The organism is Bacillus kwashiorkori, assembly GCF_001375515.1.
In the GTDB taxonomy this organism is placed as follows: domain Bacteria; phylum Bacillota; class Bacilli; order Bacillales; family Caldibacillaceae; genus Bacillus_BK; species Bacillus_BK kwashiorkori.
Genome location: NZ_CTDX01000016.1, coordinates 152,480 through 167,223, shown reverse-complemented (window position 1 = coordinate 167,223; position 14,744 = coordinate 152,480). Strand labels below are relative to the sequence as shown.

Annotated in this window: 11 protein-coding genes; 1 reads left to right on the top strand and 10 read right to left on the bottom strand. The window is 34.0% G+C overall.

Annotated elements, in window-relative coordinates; genetic code table 11:
* Positions 1 to 6 precede the first annotated feature (6 nt).
* From polA to BN1242_RS09970, 8 genes are all read right to left on the bottom strand, one after another.
* Positions 7 to 2,640, bottom strand: coding sequence for a DNA polymerase I (gene polA / locus BN1242_RS10005; RefSeq protein ID WP_062355189.1), 2,634 nt, complete (start codon positions 2,638 to 2,640; stop codon positions 7 to 9).
* A 139-nt stretch (positions 2,641 to 2,779) separates the two neighbouring features.
* The gene (gene hflC, locus BN1242_RS10000; RefSeq protein WP_062355187.1) at positions 2,780 to 3,703 is read right to left on the bottom strand and encodes a protease modulator HflC; all 924 of its coding nucleotides are present in this window, start codon (positions 3,701 to 3,703) and stop codon (positions 2,780 to 2,782) included.
* The gene (gene hflK / locus BN1242_RS09995) at positions 3,696 to 4,670 is read right to left on the bottom strand and encodes an FtsH protease activity modulator HflK (protein ID WP_062355185.1); all 975 of its coding nucleotides are present in this window, start codon (positions 4,668 to 4,670) and stop codon (positions 3,696 to 3,698) included. Before hflK ends, hflC begins: the two co-directional genes overlap by 8 nt.
* Before the next feature lie 106 nt (positions 4,671 to 4,776).
* On the bottom strand, positions 4,777 to 6,543 hold the full coding sequence (gene pnpS / locus BN1242_RS09990; protein ID WP_062355182.1) for a two-component system histidine kinase PnpS: 1,767 nt from the start codon (positions 6,541 to 6,543) through the stop codon (positions 4,777 to 4,779).
* Positions 6,540 to 7,274: a response regulator transcription factor gene (locus BN1242_RS09985; protein WP_062355179.1), complete on the bottom strand. Its 735-nt coding sequence runs from the start codon at positions 7,272 to 7,274 to the stop codon at positions 6,540 to 6,542. The genes pnpS and BN1242_RS09985 overlap by 4 nt, the downstream gene beginning before the upstream one ends.
* Positions 7,275 to 7,624: 350 nt before the next feature.
* A complete protein-coding gene (gene icd, locus BN1242_RS09980; RefSeq protein ID WP_062355176.1) occupies positions 7,625 to 8,893 on the bottom strand; it encodes an NADP-dependent isocitrate dehydrogenase in 1,269 nt (422 codons plus the stop codon).
* Positions 8,894 to 8,970: 77 nt separating this feature from the next.
* The gene (gene citZ, locus BN1242_RS09975) at positions 8,971 to 10,086 is read right to left on the bottom strand and encodes a citrate synthase (protein WP_062355173.1); all 1,116 of its coding nucleotides are present in this window, start codon (positions 10,084 to 10,086) and stop codon (positions 8,971 to 8,973) included.
* Between the two features lie 680 nt (positions 10,087 to 10,766).
* Positions 10,767 to 11,225 (bottom strand): DUF441 domain-containing protein, encoded by a 459-nt coding sequence (locus BN1242_RS09970; RefSeq protein ID WP_062355170.1) that lies wholly within the window; start codon positions 11,223 to 11,225, stop codon positions 10,767 to 10,769.
* A gap of 70 nt (positions 11,226 to 11,295) precedes the next feature.
* On the opposite strand from BN1242_RS09970, the gene ytvI reads away from it, so the two are divergent.
* Entirely contained in the window at positions 11,296 to 12,402 is a 1,107-nt protein-coding gene (gene ytvI, locus BN1242_RS09965) for a sporulation integral membrane protein YtvI (protein ID WP_062355167.1), read from the top strand.
* Between the two features lie 64 nt (positions 12,403 to 12,466).
* Here the strand turns inward: ytvI and BN1242_RS09960 are convergent, their stop codons facing one another.
* Both BN1242_RS09960 and pyk read right to left on the bottom strand, forming a co-directional pair.
* Positions 12,467 to 12,853, bottom strand: a complete 387-nt coding sequence (locus BN1242_RS09960) for an FxsA family protein (protein ID WP_062355164.1) — start codon at positions 12,851 to 12,853, stop codon at positions 12,467 to 12,469.
* A gap of 114 nt (positions 12,854 to 12,967) precedes the next feature.
* Positions 12,968 to 14,728, bottom strand: coding sequence for a pyruvate kinase (pyk, locus tag BN1242_RS09955; protein WP_062355160.1), 1,761 nt, complete (start codon positions 14,726 to 14,728; stop codon positions 12,968 to 12,970).
* Between the last annotated feature and the right edge of the window lie 16 nt (positions 14,729 to 14,744).

Below are 14,744 nucleotides of genomic sequence, written 5' to 3'. Positions count from 1 at the left end.
ACGCTTTTATTTCGCATCAAACCAAGTTGGGCCGTATGCATAGTCCACCTTCAATGGTACTTTTAATTCAATTGTATTTTCCATTACATCTGGAACAATGATTTTAAGTTTCTCTACTTCCTCTTTCGGTGCTTCAAAAATCAATTCGTCATGTACTTGTAATAATAGTCGTGCTTTCAGTTTTTCCTGCGTCAATCGCTCAGCCATGTCTACCATCGCTTTTTTAATTATATCCGCAGCACTACCTTGAATTGGTGTGTTCATCGCTGTCCGTTCAGCAAAGCTGCGAATATTAAAATTACGGCTCGTAATTTCCGGGATATAACGGCGTCGATTTAGCAAGGTCTTAACATAACCAGTTTGTTTCACTTCTTGAACGATATCACTCATAAATTGTTTCACGCCCGGAAAGATTTCAAAGTATTTATCTATAAATTGAGCTGCTTCCTTTCTCGTAATCCCTAAGTTTTGTGATAAGCCATAATCACTTATGCCATATACAATCCCAAAGTTAACAGCTTTTGCTTGGCGGCGCATATTACTTGTTACTTCTTCTTCCGATACATGGAAAACATCCATTGCCGTCTTTGTATGAATATCATGTCCATTTTTGAAAGCATCAATAAGCCGTTCATCACCAGAAATATGAGCTAATACGCGTAGTTCAATTTGAGAATAATCGGCTGCAAATATGACCCAATCTTGTTCGGATGGAACAAATGCTTGGCGAATTTTTCTCCCCTCTTCTAAACGAATCGGGATATTTTGTAAATTAGGGTCAGTAGAACTTAATCGTCCTGTCTGTGTTAATGCTTGATTAAAACGAGTATGCACTTTTTCAGTTTCTTTATTAACAACTTTTAATAATCCTTCAATATAAGTTGATTGGAGCTTACCGAGCTGACGATAATGTAATATTTGTTCAATAATTTCATGTTCATGTTGCAATTTCTCTAACACATCTGCTGCTGTGGAGTAACCAGTTTTTGTCTTTTTAATCACTGGCAAGCCCAGTTTTTCAAACAAAATAACTGCTAATTGTTTCGGAGAGTTAATATTGAATTTTTCCCCTGCCAACTCGAATATTCGTTCTTCTATAGCTTTTAATTGTCCAGATATTTCGGTACCCATTTCTTGTATTCGCTGAATATCCAGTTTTACTCCAGTACTTTCCATTTTTGCTAAAATAACCGATAATGGCATTTCTAATTGCTTATATAAATCAAATTGTTCATTATCGGTTAGTTCCTTTAGGAGTATATCTTTTAATTCATAAATAGCAACTGCTTTTCTTACAATATGTTCTGCTCTTTTTTCATCTGTTAATGGAGACCGTTTTGCCCCTTTCCCATAAACAACATCATCAGAAAGGACTTCCGTATAATTATGGGTTCTGGCAACATCACTAAAATCTTGAATAGTTTCTGAAGGATTCAAAAGATAGGACGCAATTAGTAAATCGAATTGCACACCTTTTAATTCAATCCCATGATTTCTTAATGATACGATGGAACGTTTTACATCATATACAAATTTACTGCTCTTCTCATTACTTAACCATGCTTTAAATGTTTCCGATTGTAACGCTACATGAAGTGGAATATAATATGTTCCTGAATCATTAACAATACTAAACCCTAATATTGGTGCATAATGATAGTTTTCTTCCAATATTTCTATGTAAAAAGCACTATTGTCGGATAACATTTCTTCTGATATCTTTTCAACTAACTTAAAGTTAATAGAAGTTAATTCTCGTTTTTCAACGGCAGTTGCAGCAGATGGCATTTTTTCTAACAATGATTGGAAATTTAATTCTTTATATAAAGAAGTTAGTTGACTTTCATTTGCACCGGAAAAGTGAATTTTAGCTAGTGATATATCGATTGGAGCATTGCGTTCAATCATTGCCAATTCTTTGCTCATTAATGCTTGTTCTTGATACGTTGTCAAATTCTCTTTTAATTTCTTACCACTTATTTTATCTAAAGAAGAAAGTAGATTCTCTATTGTTGTATATTCCTTTAATAATTTTATCGCCGTTTTTTCTCCAACACCTGGTACCCCTGGAATATTATCACTTGCATCGCCCATTAAGCCTTTCATATCAATTATTTGCTCTACTGTTAAGCCATATTTTTCGAGAATATGATCCGGTGTATATACTTCCATATCAGTAACACCTTTTTTCGTTACATAAACAGTTGTTTTCTCAGATGCTAATTGGGTTAAATCTTTGTCTCCAGAGACTATTCTCACATCATAACCTTGTTCCTCTGCCTGTTTAGCTAACGTACCGATAATATCATCTGCTTCATAATTTTCTAATTCATATTGAGCAATTTGATAGGCATTTAATAATTCACGAATATACGGAAATTGTTCAGATAATTCGGGTGGCGTTTTTTGTCTTCCTCCCTTATATTCTTTAAATGTCGAATGTCGGAACGTCGTTTTCCCCGCATCAAATGCAACTAACATATGTGTCGGTTTTTCTTCTTCAATTATCTTTGCTAACATCATTGCAAAACCGTAAATGGCATTTGTATGTATTCCTTTATCATTGTTAAGTAATGGCAAAGCGAAAAATGCTCTGTATGCAATACTATTTCCATCAATTAAAACTAATTTTTTATTCAAAGGACATTGCCTCCCTATTTTTTTATATTATCAACATAAAAAACCCGTCGTTTCCTCCCTTTATTCTAACACGGAATAAAGAAATAATTAAACGACGGGCTTTATAAATTCATTACACACTTTTAAGGAAGGAACGTTATTAATCTAAATACCCTTGTAAAAGTCGAGCGTAAGGAGAATTAGACGGTAACACAATAACTGTTCTATCATTAATTGTTTTCTTATATGATTCTAACGTACGATACAGCTGATAAAATTCTGGGTCTTTAGAGAATGCTTCGTTATATATCTTTGCTGCTTCCCCTTCCCCTTCAGCGCGAATTACTTCTGCATCTGCCTGAGCTTTTGAAAGCATTTCTCGGATTTCCCGGTCAGTTTCTGCTATAATCCGATTTTTATCTGCATCCCCCTTCGATAAATACTCCTGAGCTGTTGATTCCCGTTCTGAAATCATCCTCGTATAAACAGATTGCTCGTTCTCTTCAGGTAGGTCCGTCCGTTTAATCCGGACGTCTGTTACGATAATACCGTATTTATCATTGGCTAATAAATGATTCACTTGTTCCGTTATTCGATCATTGAGACTGCCGCGAGATGATTTTTCATCATTAATTATTTCATCATAATTGAGGCGACCAAGTTCTGATCTAACAACAGAATAAATAAATTCATCCATTCTGGACATTGCGTTTTCAATCGTTCTCGCATTACTTATCATGTCTTTCGGATTGGCAATGCGCCAAATTGCATAATTATCTATTAGCATCCGTTTTTTATCTTTCGTATTAATTTCTGCTTCTGTTACATCATATGTTAATTGGTATTTTGGTAAAGTAGTAACAGTTTGAATAAATGGTATTTTAATGTATAAACCAGGTTCGTCTTCAATGCGCACAACTTCCCCAAATTGACGAACTACTTTATACTCTCCTTCTTTCGCAATAAAAACATTAGTCAATACTAAAACGAGAACTGCAATTAACACGAAAAAGAAAATACCAATTTTGATAAATTTTCTAACCGGAAAGTCATTTTTTTGTTCCATATCCACGACATTACTCATTATTATTGCCACTTCCTTCCTGAGTTTGTGTCTTTGGTTGTGTATTTTCTAACGGACGGATTGGGAAGTATTTTAACGTATTACCATCATCGTTCATAATGTAAATTTCTGCATTTGGTAATACTTGTTCCAATGTTTCAATTATTAATCGTTCCCTAGTTACAGCTGGGTTTGTTTTATATTGCTCATATAACTTACTAAAAACAGCAACATCCCCCCGGGCTTGTTCCAATCGGGCTGCCTTTTCCCCTTCTGCCTTAGAAATAATCGCATCTTTTTCACCGAGTGCTTCATTAAGTTTTTGGTTTTTATATTTATTCGCTTCATTTATTTTCGTATTCATCGTTTCCCGAGCGTCTGTTACATTAGTAAATGCCTTCCGCACTTCCTCATTCGGCAACTCTACATCTTGTAGTTTAACAGCTAGAATGGAAACACCGATATCGTATTTTGTAATTAAATTCGTTAATAGTTCACGAACATTTCCTTCTATTTCTGCTCTACCAGAAGTTAATGCGTCATCTATTTTGGAATTTCCGATAATACTTCTTAATGATGCACTTGTAGCATCGTAAATGATTTCTCTCGGATTATCTGCGTTAAATAAAAATTTCGCTGGATCAGTGATTTTCCATTGAACAACTAAATCTGCGATGACGATATTTTCATCACCAGTGATCATCTTCGTGTCTTTTTCATTTTCAGAAATTAATTTCCCTTCTTTTTCTTCATACCCAAATTGGACAATAAATGTTTCTTTTGATAATTTTTCTACCGTTTGAATTGGCCAAGGTAATTTGAATTTTAACCCTGGATCCGTTATTGGTGGCTCTGCCTTTCCAAATGTTAGAACAATTGCTTGTTCTGATTCATCCACAGTATACCAGCTAGTAAAGCCGACAATTGCCAAGAAAATTATTCCAATGACAATACCTGTTATCATATAAATTTGTTTTAAACTAGTCATCGAATCTCCCTTTCTATGAAAACTTACTTAGTATTACGGTAATGGTAGTATGGAGGTTTCATTTTTTTGAATAACAATATGGTAAAAGGTACAAAAATCGTAAAAACTATCTTTGCGGAAATTTTTTAAAAAACTTTATTGTAAAAGTAGATCCTTGGCCTATTACACTTTGAACATCAAGTTCACCATGGTGTGCTTCCACTAAATGTTTCACGATTGCTAGTCCTAATCCAGTACCTCCAGAGTTTCTGCTTCTGTCTTTGTCTACGCGATAAAAGCGTTCAAATATCCTCGGAATTTGACTTTTTTCCATACCAATCCCTGTATCTGTAATGGAGACAAATATATTTTCATCGTCTTCTTGGAAATTAATCGAAATTTCACCGGTATTAAGCGTATAGCTTATTGCATTGGATAACAAGTTAATGAAGATTTGTTTTATTCGGAGTGCATCTCCTTCAATGAAAAATGAAGTGTGTTGAAGAGGGAACTTTACCTCAATTTGCTTTTTATCTGCTCGTTCTTTTAAAATCGCCACTACTTCACTCATAACGGTAACGAGATTCACTTTTTCAATCTGCATTGTAAAGCCTGATTGTTCTATTCTTGATAATTCTAATAAATCTTGAATTAAGGAAGTTAGTCTTTCACTCTCTTTAAAAATAATCGTTAAAAACGAATTTAACGCTTCTTTATCTTGTGATGCCCCATCCAATAACGTTTCAGCAAAACCACGAATAGAAGTAATCGGAGTTTTTAATTCATGGGATACGTTAGCAACAAAATCTTTCCGAACTTGCTCTAGTTTTTTCAATTCTGTAATATCGTGAAAAACAAATACACTGCCTTTCCATTCGTTGTCATGACTAATAATAGGCGCACCATAAATCTCAAAGAACTTGAATGCTATTCCAATTGGCACAGCAATTTGTCTACGGATTTTTTGTTCCGTCATAAAAACTTCCGCTATTAACTTATTTATGTTTTCATCATCTATTACGTCTTGGTAAGACTTACCAATTCCGTTCGTGTCATCAATATGGAACACTTCTTTAAAAATGCGATTCATTAACACTATATAGCCTTTATCATCAATAAAGATTAAGCTGCTTCCCATATTTTCGATTAACGTCATTAAACGATTTGTTTGAATCTCTTGCTCCGTTGTAATAAGTTGTAAATTTCGAGCTAACGTATTAATCGAACTAGTTAAGCCATTAAATGTTTTGTTTGTTTCTTCATAAGTTCTTGCACGATAATTTCCTTTCGCTAACTCGATAGCGACTTTTGTTGCAGAGTCAACAGGTTTAAATACTTTATCAATGATGGATTTACTTATAAATAATATTAATAAGAAGGCAATACTTAAACAGGAAATTAAAATGAACCATATTTGCCGGTATGCTGTTTGAAAATAGTCACCAGTTGTTCCAACAACTAACACATCTGATTCATTTCCACTTTCAATCTTTTTCCAATAATAATTTTTTTCTACTTCTTCCTCATCATCGATAAAGAAACCGGAGTCTTGCGTTTTGTTATTAGTAATTTCTGTAATTAGCTTTTCAATATTATGTTTCTGCCCATCTGTGGAGCCACTATCATATATTAGTGACCCGCTCGGATTCACAACAACTATTCGAGCATTTAATATGTTTTTCGTTTCCGATAGCATATCTTCATCAACGAAACTAATACCTCCAGATTTTTCAATATATCTAGCTAAAAGCAAACCTTCTTTTTCTAAATGATCTTTTACCGTATGAAAATAATACGTTTTAAATAGGACACCCATCAGTATTCCAAGTGCGCTTAATACAAAAATTATTAAAAGTGATAAAGTAATGATAGATCTATTACGGAATTTTTTCATTCTTTCGGAACCTCGAATTTATAACCTAAGCCTCTTATCGTTTTTATAAATTGTGGTTTTTTAGAATTTGATTCGATTTTTTCACGCAAATGGCTAATATGAACATCCACAATTCTCGTGTCCCCAACAAAGTCGTAATTCCAGACAGCATTCAACAAAACTTCACGTGATAATACTTTCCCCTTATTTTGTACGAGATATAATAGTAATTCAAATTCTTTTGGAGTAAAATTCAACTGCGTCCCATCAAAATAAGCCTCATAAGATTCTGGAAAAATGGTCAAAGCACTCACTTGTATTTTTTTCAGTGATTCTTCCGAGTCTTGATCAAAATCTGACTTGTCTACATTTACTTCATTGTATTCTTGTGTCCTTCTTAAAATTGCTTTAATTCTTGCAACAACTTCCCTCGGGCTAAAAGGTTTCGTCATATAATCATCAGCACCAAGTTCTAAACCTAACACTTTGTCAATTTCATCATCTTTTGCCGTTAACATTAATATTGGGGTTGTAACTTGTTTATTTCTCAATTCTTTACAGACATCAATCCCATCTTTGAACGGTAACATTAAGTCCAATACGATGAAATCGGGATTTTCTGAAAGAGCTATCTGTAACCCTGCTTGTCCATCATATGCTGTAATCACTTGAAAACCTGCTTGTCGAAGATTATAGTCTAATAAAGTTACAATCGATTGTTCATCATCTACAACTAATATTTTTTTACTCATGACATCCTCCAGCTCCGATTATTCGCTATCTATTAATATTTAAAGCAACTATATTTATTATAACAATTTGATTCATATTAACAAATAATGTATAGCAATTAAATAGGAATGATACGTGAATAAATGGAAATCGAGGTATCGCATGGAGTAGGCGCCTAGACCACTATTGTAGACTAGTCACACATGAAGGAGAAGTAAAAAACAAACAACCAAATGGTTAAGCTTGAGTTAAACGAAGAGGCTGTCCCCCTCATTTGCACTACACAACAATACTAAAATGACAGCCTAAACTAAAAGTCATCATTTTGTCGTGTTTTGTCAAATTAATAGGACAGCCTCAAAATCTCTTGTTACATATTATCAATTAATTTTGTACCGAACTCTGAACATTTCACTTCTGTTGCGCCTTCCATAAGACGAGCAAAATCATAAGTAACTACTTTTGATGCGATTGTTTTCTCCATAGAGTTAATAATTAAGTTAGCAGCTTCATTCCAACCTAAGTGTTCAAGCATTAATACACCCGACAAGATAACCGATGAAGGATTCACTTTATCTAATCCAGCATATTTTGGAGCTGTACCATGGGTTGCTTCAAAAATTGCATGACCAGTTTCATAGTTAATGTTTGCTCCTGGGGCAATACCAATTCCACCTACTTGTGCTGCAAGTGCATCAGAAATATAGTCACCATTTAAATTCATTGTAGCAACTACATCAAATTCCTTAGGCCGAGTTAAAATTTGTTGTAAGAAAATATCGGCAATAGCATCTTTCACAATAATTTTGCCAGCAGCCTCTGCACCGGCTTGAGCTTTATTGGCAGCTTCAATCCCTTCCGCTTCTTTAATACGATCATATTCTGCCCAAGTGAAAACTTTGTCGGCAAATTCCTTTTCTGCTAATTCATAACCCCAATTTTTGAATGCCCCTTCTGTAAACTTCATAATATTTCCTTTATGTACTAAAGTAACAGATTTACGGCCTTCTTTTAAAGCGTAATTAATCGCTGCACGTACTAAACGTTCTGTTCCTTCTCTAGATACAGGCTTAATTCCGATACCAGATGTTTCTGGGAAGCGGATTTTTTTCACACTCATTTCATTTTGTAAAAATTCAATAAGCTTATTCACTTCAGCTGAACCTTCTTGATATTCAATACCAGCATAAATATCTTCTGTATTTTCACGGAAGATTACCATATCCGTATCTTGTGGACGTTTCACTGGTGATGGAACACCTTCAAACCAACGCACTGGGCGAAGACATACAAATAAATCTAACTCTTGACGTAATGCAACGTTTAACGAGCGAATCCCACCGCCAATTGGTGTCGTTAACGGACCTTTTATTGCGATAATATTTTCACGTATCGTGTCTAACGTTTCTTCCGGTAACCATTCTCCTGTTTTATTAAATGCTTTCTCTCCAGCTAAAACTTCTTTCCAAACAATTTTTCTTTCACCATTATACGCTTTCTCTACTGCAGCATCTAAAACTCGGGAAGCACTTGCCCAAATATCAGGACCTGTACCGTCACCTTCAATAAAAGGAATTATTGGGTTATTTGGAACATTTAAAACCCCGTTTTTTACAGTAATTTTTTCTCCTTGTGTCATTATGTTTCCCTCCATGTTCATATTGATAGGTTAGGAGACATGCTCCTAACCTATAAGTATATTAAAAAAAGTTAAAATTAGCGATCTTCTAGTCTCACATATGATTGCATGCCTGGACCATTATATTCGGCGCGTGGACGAATTAAACGGTTATTTGCATATTGTTCTAATATATGTGCTAACCATCCAGAAACCCGGCTGACAGCAAATATTGGTGTAAATAAATCATGTTCAATTCCTAAACTATGATAAACAGATGCAGAATAGAAATCGACATTTGGTGGAATATTTTTTTGGTTCGTCACCAAGTCTTCAATTTTCACAGACATTTCATACCATTTCGGTTCGCCTGTTAGTTTCGTTAATTTTTCCGACATCGCTTTCAAATGTTTCGCACGCGGATCTCCTTTACGATATACTCTGTGACCAAATCCCATAATCTTTTCTTTATTTGCTAGTTTTTGATTAATATAATCTTCCACATTTTCGACAGAACCTATTTCAGTTAACATTTTCATCACTTGTTCGTTGGCACCGCCATGTAATGGCCCTTTCAATGCACCAATGGCTGATGTAATACCAGAATAAATATCTGATAACGTTGCCACGCAAACTCTTGCTGTGAAGGTCGATGCATTTAATTCATGGTCTGCATGTAAAACGAGAGCTTTATTAAATGCTTCTTCTGCTATACTATCTGGCTCTTCGCCTGTTAACATATAAAGGAAGTTAGCAGCAACACCCAAATCTTTGCGAGGTGCAACTGGCTCCAGTCCTTTTCTAATTCTAGCAAATGCTGCCACCAATGTCGGCATTTTCGCTTGCAAACGAATGGCTTTGCGAAGATTTGCTTCATCCGTTGCATTATCAGCTTCCTCATCAAATAATCCTAGATAAGAAACTGCTGTTCGCAATGCTGCCATTGGATGAACTTTATCTATTGGAAATGTTTTAAAATGGTTTAATACTTCTTCAGGAACGCTAGCATTGGCAGCTAACTGGATTTTCAAATCTTCCAATTCTAATGTGTTGGGCAGTCTGCGGTTCCAAAGTAAATAAACGACTTCTTCAAAGGATGAATTTTCCGCTAAATCATCAATATTGTAGCCAACATACGTTAAAGTATCATCAATAATAGAACTGATTGATGATGTAGTTGCAACTACTCCTTCCAACCCTTTCGTTACACTCATAAAAAACTCTCCCTTTCTGTGATATTTATATTTATCTATCATAGTATAATAATAATGATAGTTATTAAAATTTTTAAAAATCAAGCTGTAAATCCCCGATGTTCGTTACCTAATATAAAAAATAACTTCAAATTAGTATTCCTTACCCAAAAGCTTTACTACAATAACATTAATATGTGGTACTATAATCTATTTTAATATAGGTTTTAAGAAAAAGGAAAAGAAAATGCTTACAAAATTATATATTGTTAACAAAACGAAATTTCTATTTAACGAAAAAAGAGAAGTATTTTTTATCTAAGTATTATTATAAATAATTTAAGAGCATTTGTGAATAAAAAGTGTATATAATGTGAAGAAAATATTATTTTATCAGAAAAACAAATTGAAAAAACTTTTCGAACAATATTGTTCGTGCTCATATTTTCTGTTTTAGATCAAATTCTTGTTTTTAATGTTAATTATAAACAAATTCAAATACGCAATTTTTTATTATTAAAACCGATTCATTCCTTTAGTTAAAATGAAGAATTTGCTCGTCTACATTAAAAAAATGTAACCTAAAAAGATTACATTTTATGATGATGTATTCGATTTTTCCCACTCATAAATGATTGTTAACTTTATATTAATATAAATATAAGTTTTCATTATTGCTTTCGATAATAAAATCGTCTCACCTACTTAGTAAAAACTTCCATAAATTTCATCGCATACCATGCAATTCCTGCACCAATTAACGGTCCAACCGCAACTCCACGAAAGAAGGTAACGGCAAGTACTGTCCCCAATACGAGTGCTGTTGTTATATGTGGATCTTTAGCAAGTAGAACTATTCCGTTTTTCGCCAAAAGCGCAACTACTACACCAGAGAAAAGTGCAATCCACGCATATGGTGATTTTAATGATTCGAGCAACTCTTTAAACCCGATATCACCAGTAGCAATTGGTGCTAAAACAGCAATCGTAATTATTGTTACTCCCCAATTAATACCTTTCGTTTGAATGACGTTAAAGACTTTATCATCATGGATGACTAATTTTAGTAAAATTAAAAACGCTACAGAAATCATTAATGATTGGTTTTTAGCTATAAATCCGATGATAAGTAATATAAATAAAAAGATAAAAGCTTGCATAGATAACTTCCTTTCTCATATAAAAATTTGTAATATTAAAGTAGGAGATTAAATATTAGGAGGATTTGCAGTGAATACAATATTATTACAAAGGTTCTTGCGGTTATTAAGTATAGTATTAGGCTTTGTAGCTGCTTTAGTCAGCTTCTATTTCTTATCATCCTTACTTTACCCTTTTATTATCGCTTGGTTTATTGCGTTTTTAATGAATCCGCTTGTTAATTTTTTACAAGTAAAAGGGAAAATGCCGCGGGCACTTTCTGTATTAATTGTACTCATATTTATTTTTGGAATCATTGCAAGTCTCCTCACTTTGTTAGTGTATGAATTGTTTTCTGGTGCAGAGTATCTCGCAAAAACAATTCCAGGTCATATCGAGACATTTATTACATACATCGAACAGTGGATAACGGGAACAGTAATTCCGTTTTTTAACCAAATAACGAATATGTTTAATAATTTACAAGAGGGCCAACAAGATACTATTATAAATAATTTACAACAAATTGGTACTGATTTTGCAGCTTATATTGCCACTTTACTACAAACGATTGTAACTAAATTGCCAGCAATTTTTTCTTGGTTTCCGAATGCAGCAACCGCTACTCTCTTTACAATTTTAGCTGCATTTTTTATCAGTAAAGATTGGTATCGTTTAAAAACGTTAGTCGGCCATTTTATTCCACAAAAAGCAAAGGAAAGCGGGATTAGCATTTATTATGATTTAAGAAAAGCCCTATTCGGTTTTATTCGTGCCCAATTAACATTAATCTCTATCACTGCTGTCATCGTATTAATTGGTCTATTAATTTTACGTGTTAATTATGCTATTGCTTTAGCTTTCATTATCGGTTTTATTGATTTACTACCATATTTAGGAACGGGCTTCGTATTTGTGCCATGGATTATTTATGAATTTATTACGAGCAATTATTCATTAGCTATCGGATTAACTGTCCTATATGTAATTGTTCTCGTTCAGAGACAGTTAATGGAACCAAAAATCGTATCAACTAATATCGGCGTTAGCCCCCTCGCTACGTTGATTTCTATTTTCGTCGGACTTAAATTATTAGGTTTTGCTGGATTAATCATCGGCCCGATTACACTAGTAATTATTAGCGCCCTTTATAAAGGGAAAGTATTCCATAATATTTGGTATTTTATTAAAGGTTAAAATCACACAAATGAAAACGGATCTAATCAAAGGATATCCTTGTTAGATCCGTGTTTTTGTGCGGTTAGCGAATAATTGTTATCGTATTCTGGTTAATCCACTTAGTTATCCATTTTTTCAAGAATGGTTTTATTAACTTTCTTGTAAAAGGTAATACCAAACAAAAACCAATTATATCTGTAAAAAATCCAGGCGTTAGCAGAAATAACCCACCTACTAAAATGCAAATACCATCAATTAATATATCATGAGGCATTTGTCCTGAAGTCATTTGGAATCTAGCATTTCGAATGACTTCTAGTCCTTGTTTTTTTGCAAAATATGCTCCTAAAAATCCAGTTATTAAAATAAACAAGAAGGTAAAACCAACTCCAATTAATTTCCCAGATAATAGGAATAAGGCAATTTCAATTGCGGGAACGATAACAATTATTGGGAATAGTACTCGCATACCAATCACGCCCTTAAAAAAAGAGTTTGTAATACATCCGCTTATTAGCAGTCATCCCTTGCTTTCAAAAAGCAAGGGACAAGCTGAATAAATTAATTATAAGTGATTGGATGATTAAAGTACACTCGCATGTCCTTCATAAATTGTTCCACTGCCAGCGTCTACAGTTACTTCAACGCCGTCTTTTAAGACTTCCAATGCATTGTCTACCCCTACAATTACAGGAATTCCAAGGTTTAAGCCTACTACCGCTGCATGGCTAGTTAATCCGCCTTCTTCTGTAATTAAAGCACTACATTTTTCAATTGCAGGTACCATATCCCGATCAGTAGAATACGTAACTAAAATTGAACGATCTGTTACTTTTTCCATCGCTTCTTGGGCTGTTTTTGCAGTGACAATTTTACCGAAAGCAGTTTTTCGACCGATTCCTTGTCCTTTCGCTAAAATATTCCCAACTACATGGATCTTCATAATATTTGTTGTACCTTTTTCCCCAACTGGTACTCCAGCAGTAATTACTACTAAATCTCCGTGTTTTACGATACCTGTTTTCAAGCTTTCCTTAACGGAAGACTCAAGCATTCCGTCGGTAGAGGTCGCTTCTTGACCTAGGCAAGGATAAACACCCCAAACTAATGATAAATGTTTCATTGTCTTTTTATGACAAGTAACAGCAACAATTGGAGCTTTTGGACGGTATTTAGATACCATTCTAGCTGTATGTCCACTTTCTGTTGGAGTAATCACTGCATCGATATCTAAATTAATGGCAGTATGTGCTACTGATTGACAAATTGCATCTGTTGAATTATGTTCTGTTTCTTTGCTGCGTAATGATAAAATTTCTTTATGATTCAAAGCAGATTCAGCTCTTAAAGCAATATTATTCATCGTTTGAACTGCTTCTACAGGGTATAGACCAGCAGCTGACTCACCAGAAAGCATAATTGCATCTGTTCCGTCAAAAATCGCATTTGCTACGTCACTTGCTTCTGCACGAGTTGGACGTGGATTTCTTTGCATGGAATCAAGCATTTGTGTTGCAGTAATAACTGGTTTTCCAAGTTTATTACATTTTTTAATTAACATTTTTTGCACTAGAGGTACTTCTTCAGCAGGAATTTCCACCCCTAAATCTCCACGAGCAACCATTAGTCCATCACTTACTTCCAAAATTTCATCGATATTATCGACACCTTCTTGGTTTTCAATTTTAGGAATAATATGGATATGCGCAGCATTATTTTCTTCTAATAATTGACGGATTTCAAGGACGTCAGAAGCACGACGAACGAAAGATGCAGCAATAAAATCAATATCTTGTTCAATACCGAAACGAATATCGTTCGCATCTTTTTCTGTAATACCTGGTAAGCTTACAGAAACTCCAGGTACATTGACACCTTTTTTATTTTTTAATGTTCCGTTATTTAATATTTTAGTTAAAATTTCTTGTTTTTCTTTATTAATTTCCAATACTTCTAAACCAATTAATCCATCATCTAATAAAATTCTGGATCCAACATGTACATCATCTATTAATTCTGGGTATGTAATCGAAAATTTTTCTGTTGTACCTAGCACTTCAGTCATCGATACAATAATATTATTACCTGCAACTAATTCAATTGCCCCATTTTCCATATTGTTCGTACGAATTTCAGGACCTTTTGTATCTAAAAGAATTGCTACTGATTTTCCAGTAATCTTTTCTGCTTCGCGAATATTTTTTATTCTTTGACCATGTTCTTCATAATCTCCATGGGAAAAGTTTAGTCTTGCAACGTTCATTCCTGATTCCATTAATTGCACTAATTTTTCAATACTTTCACTTGCTGGTCCAATCGTACATACAATTTTAGTTTTCCTCATTTAAATATAGCCTCCC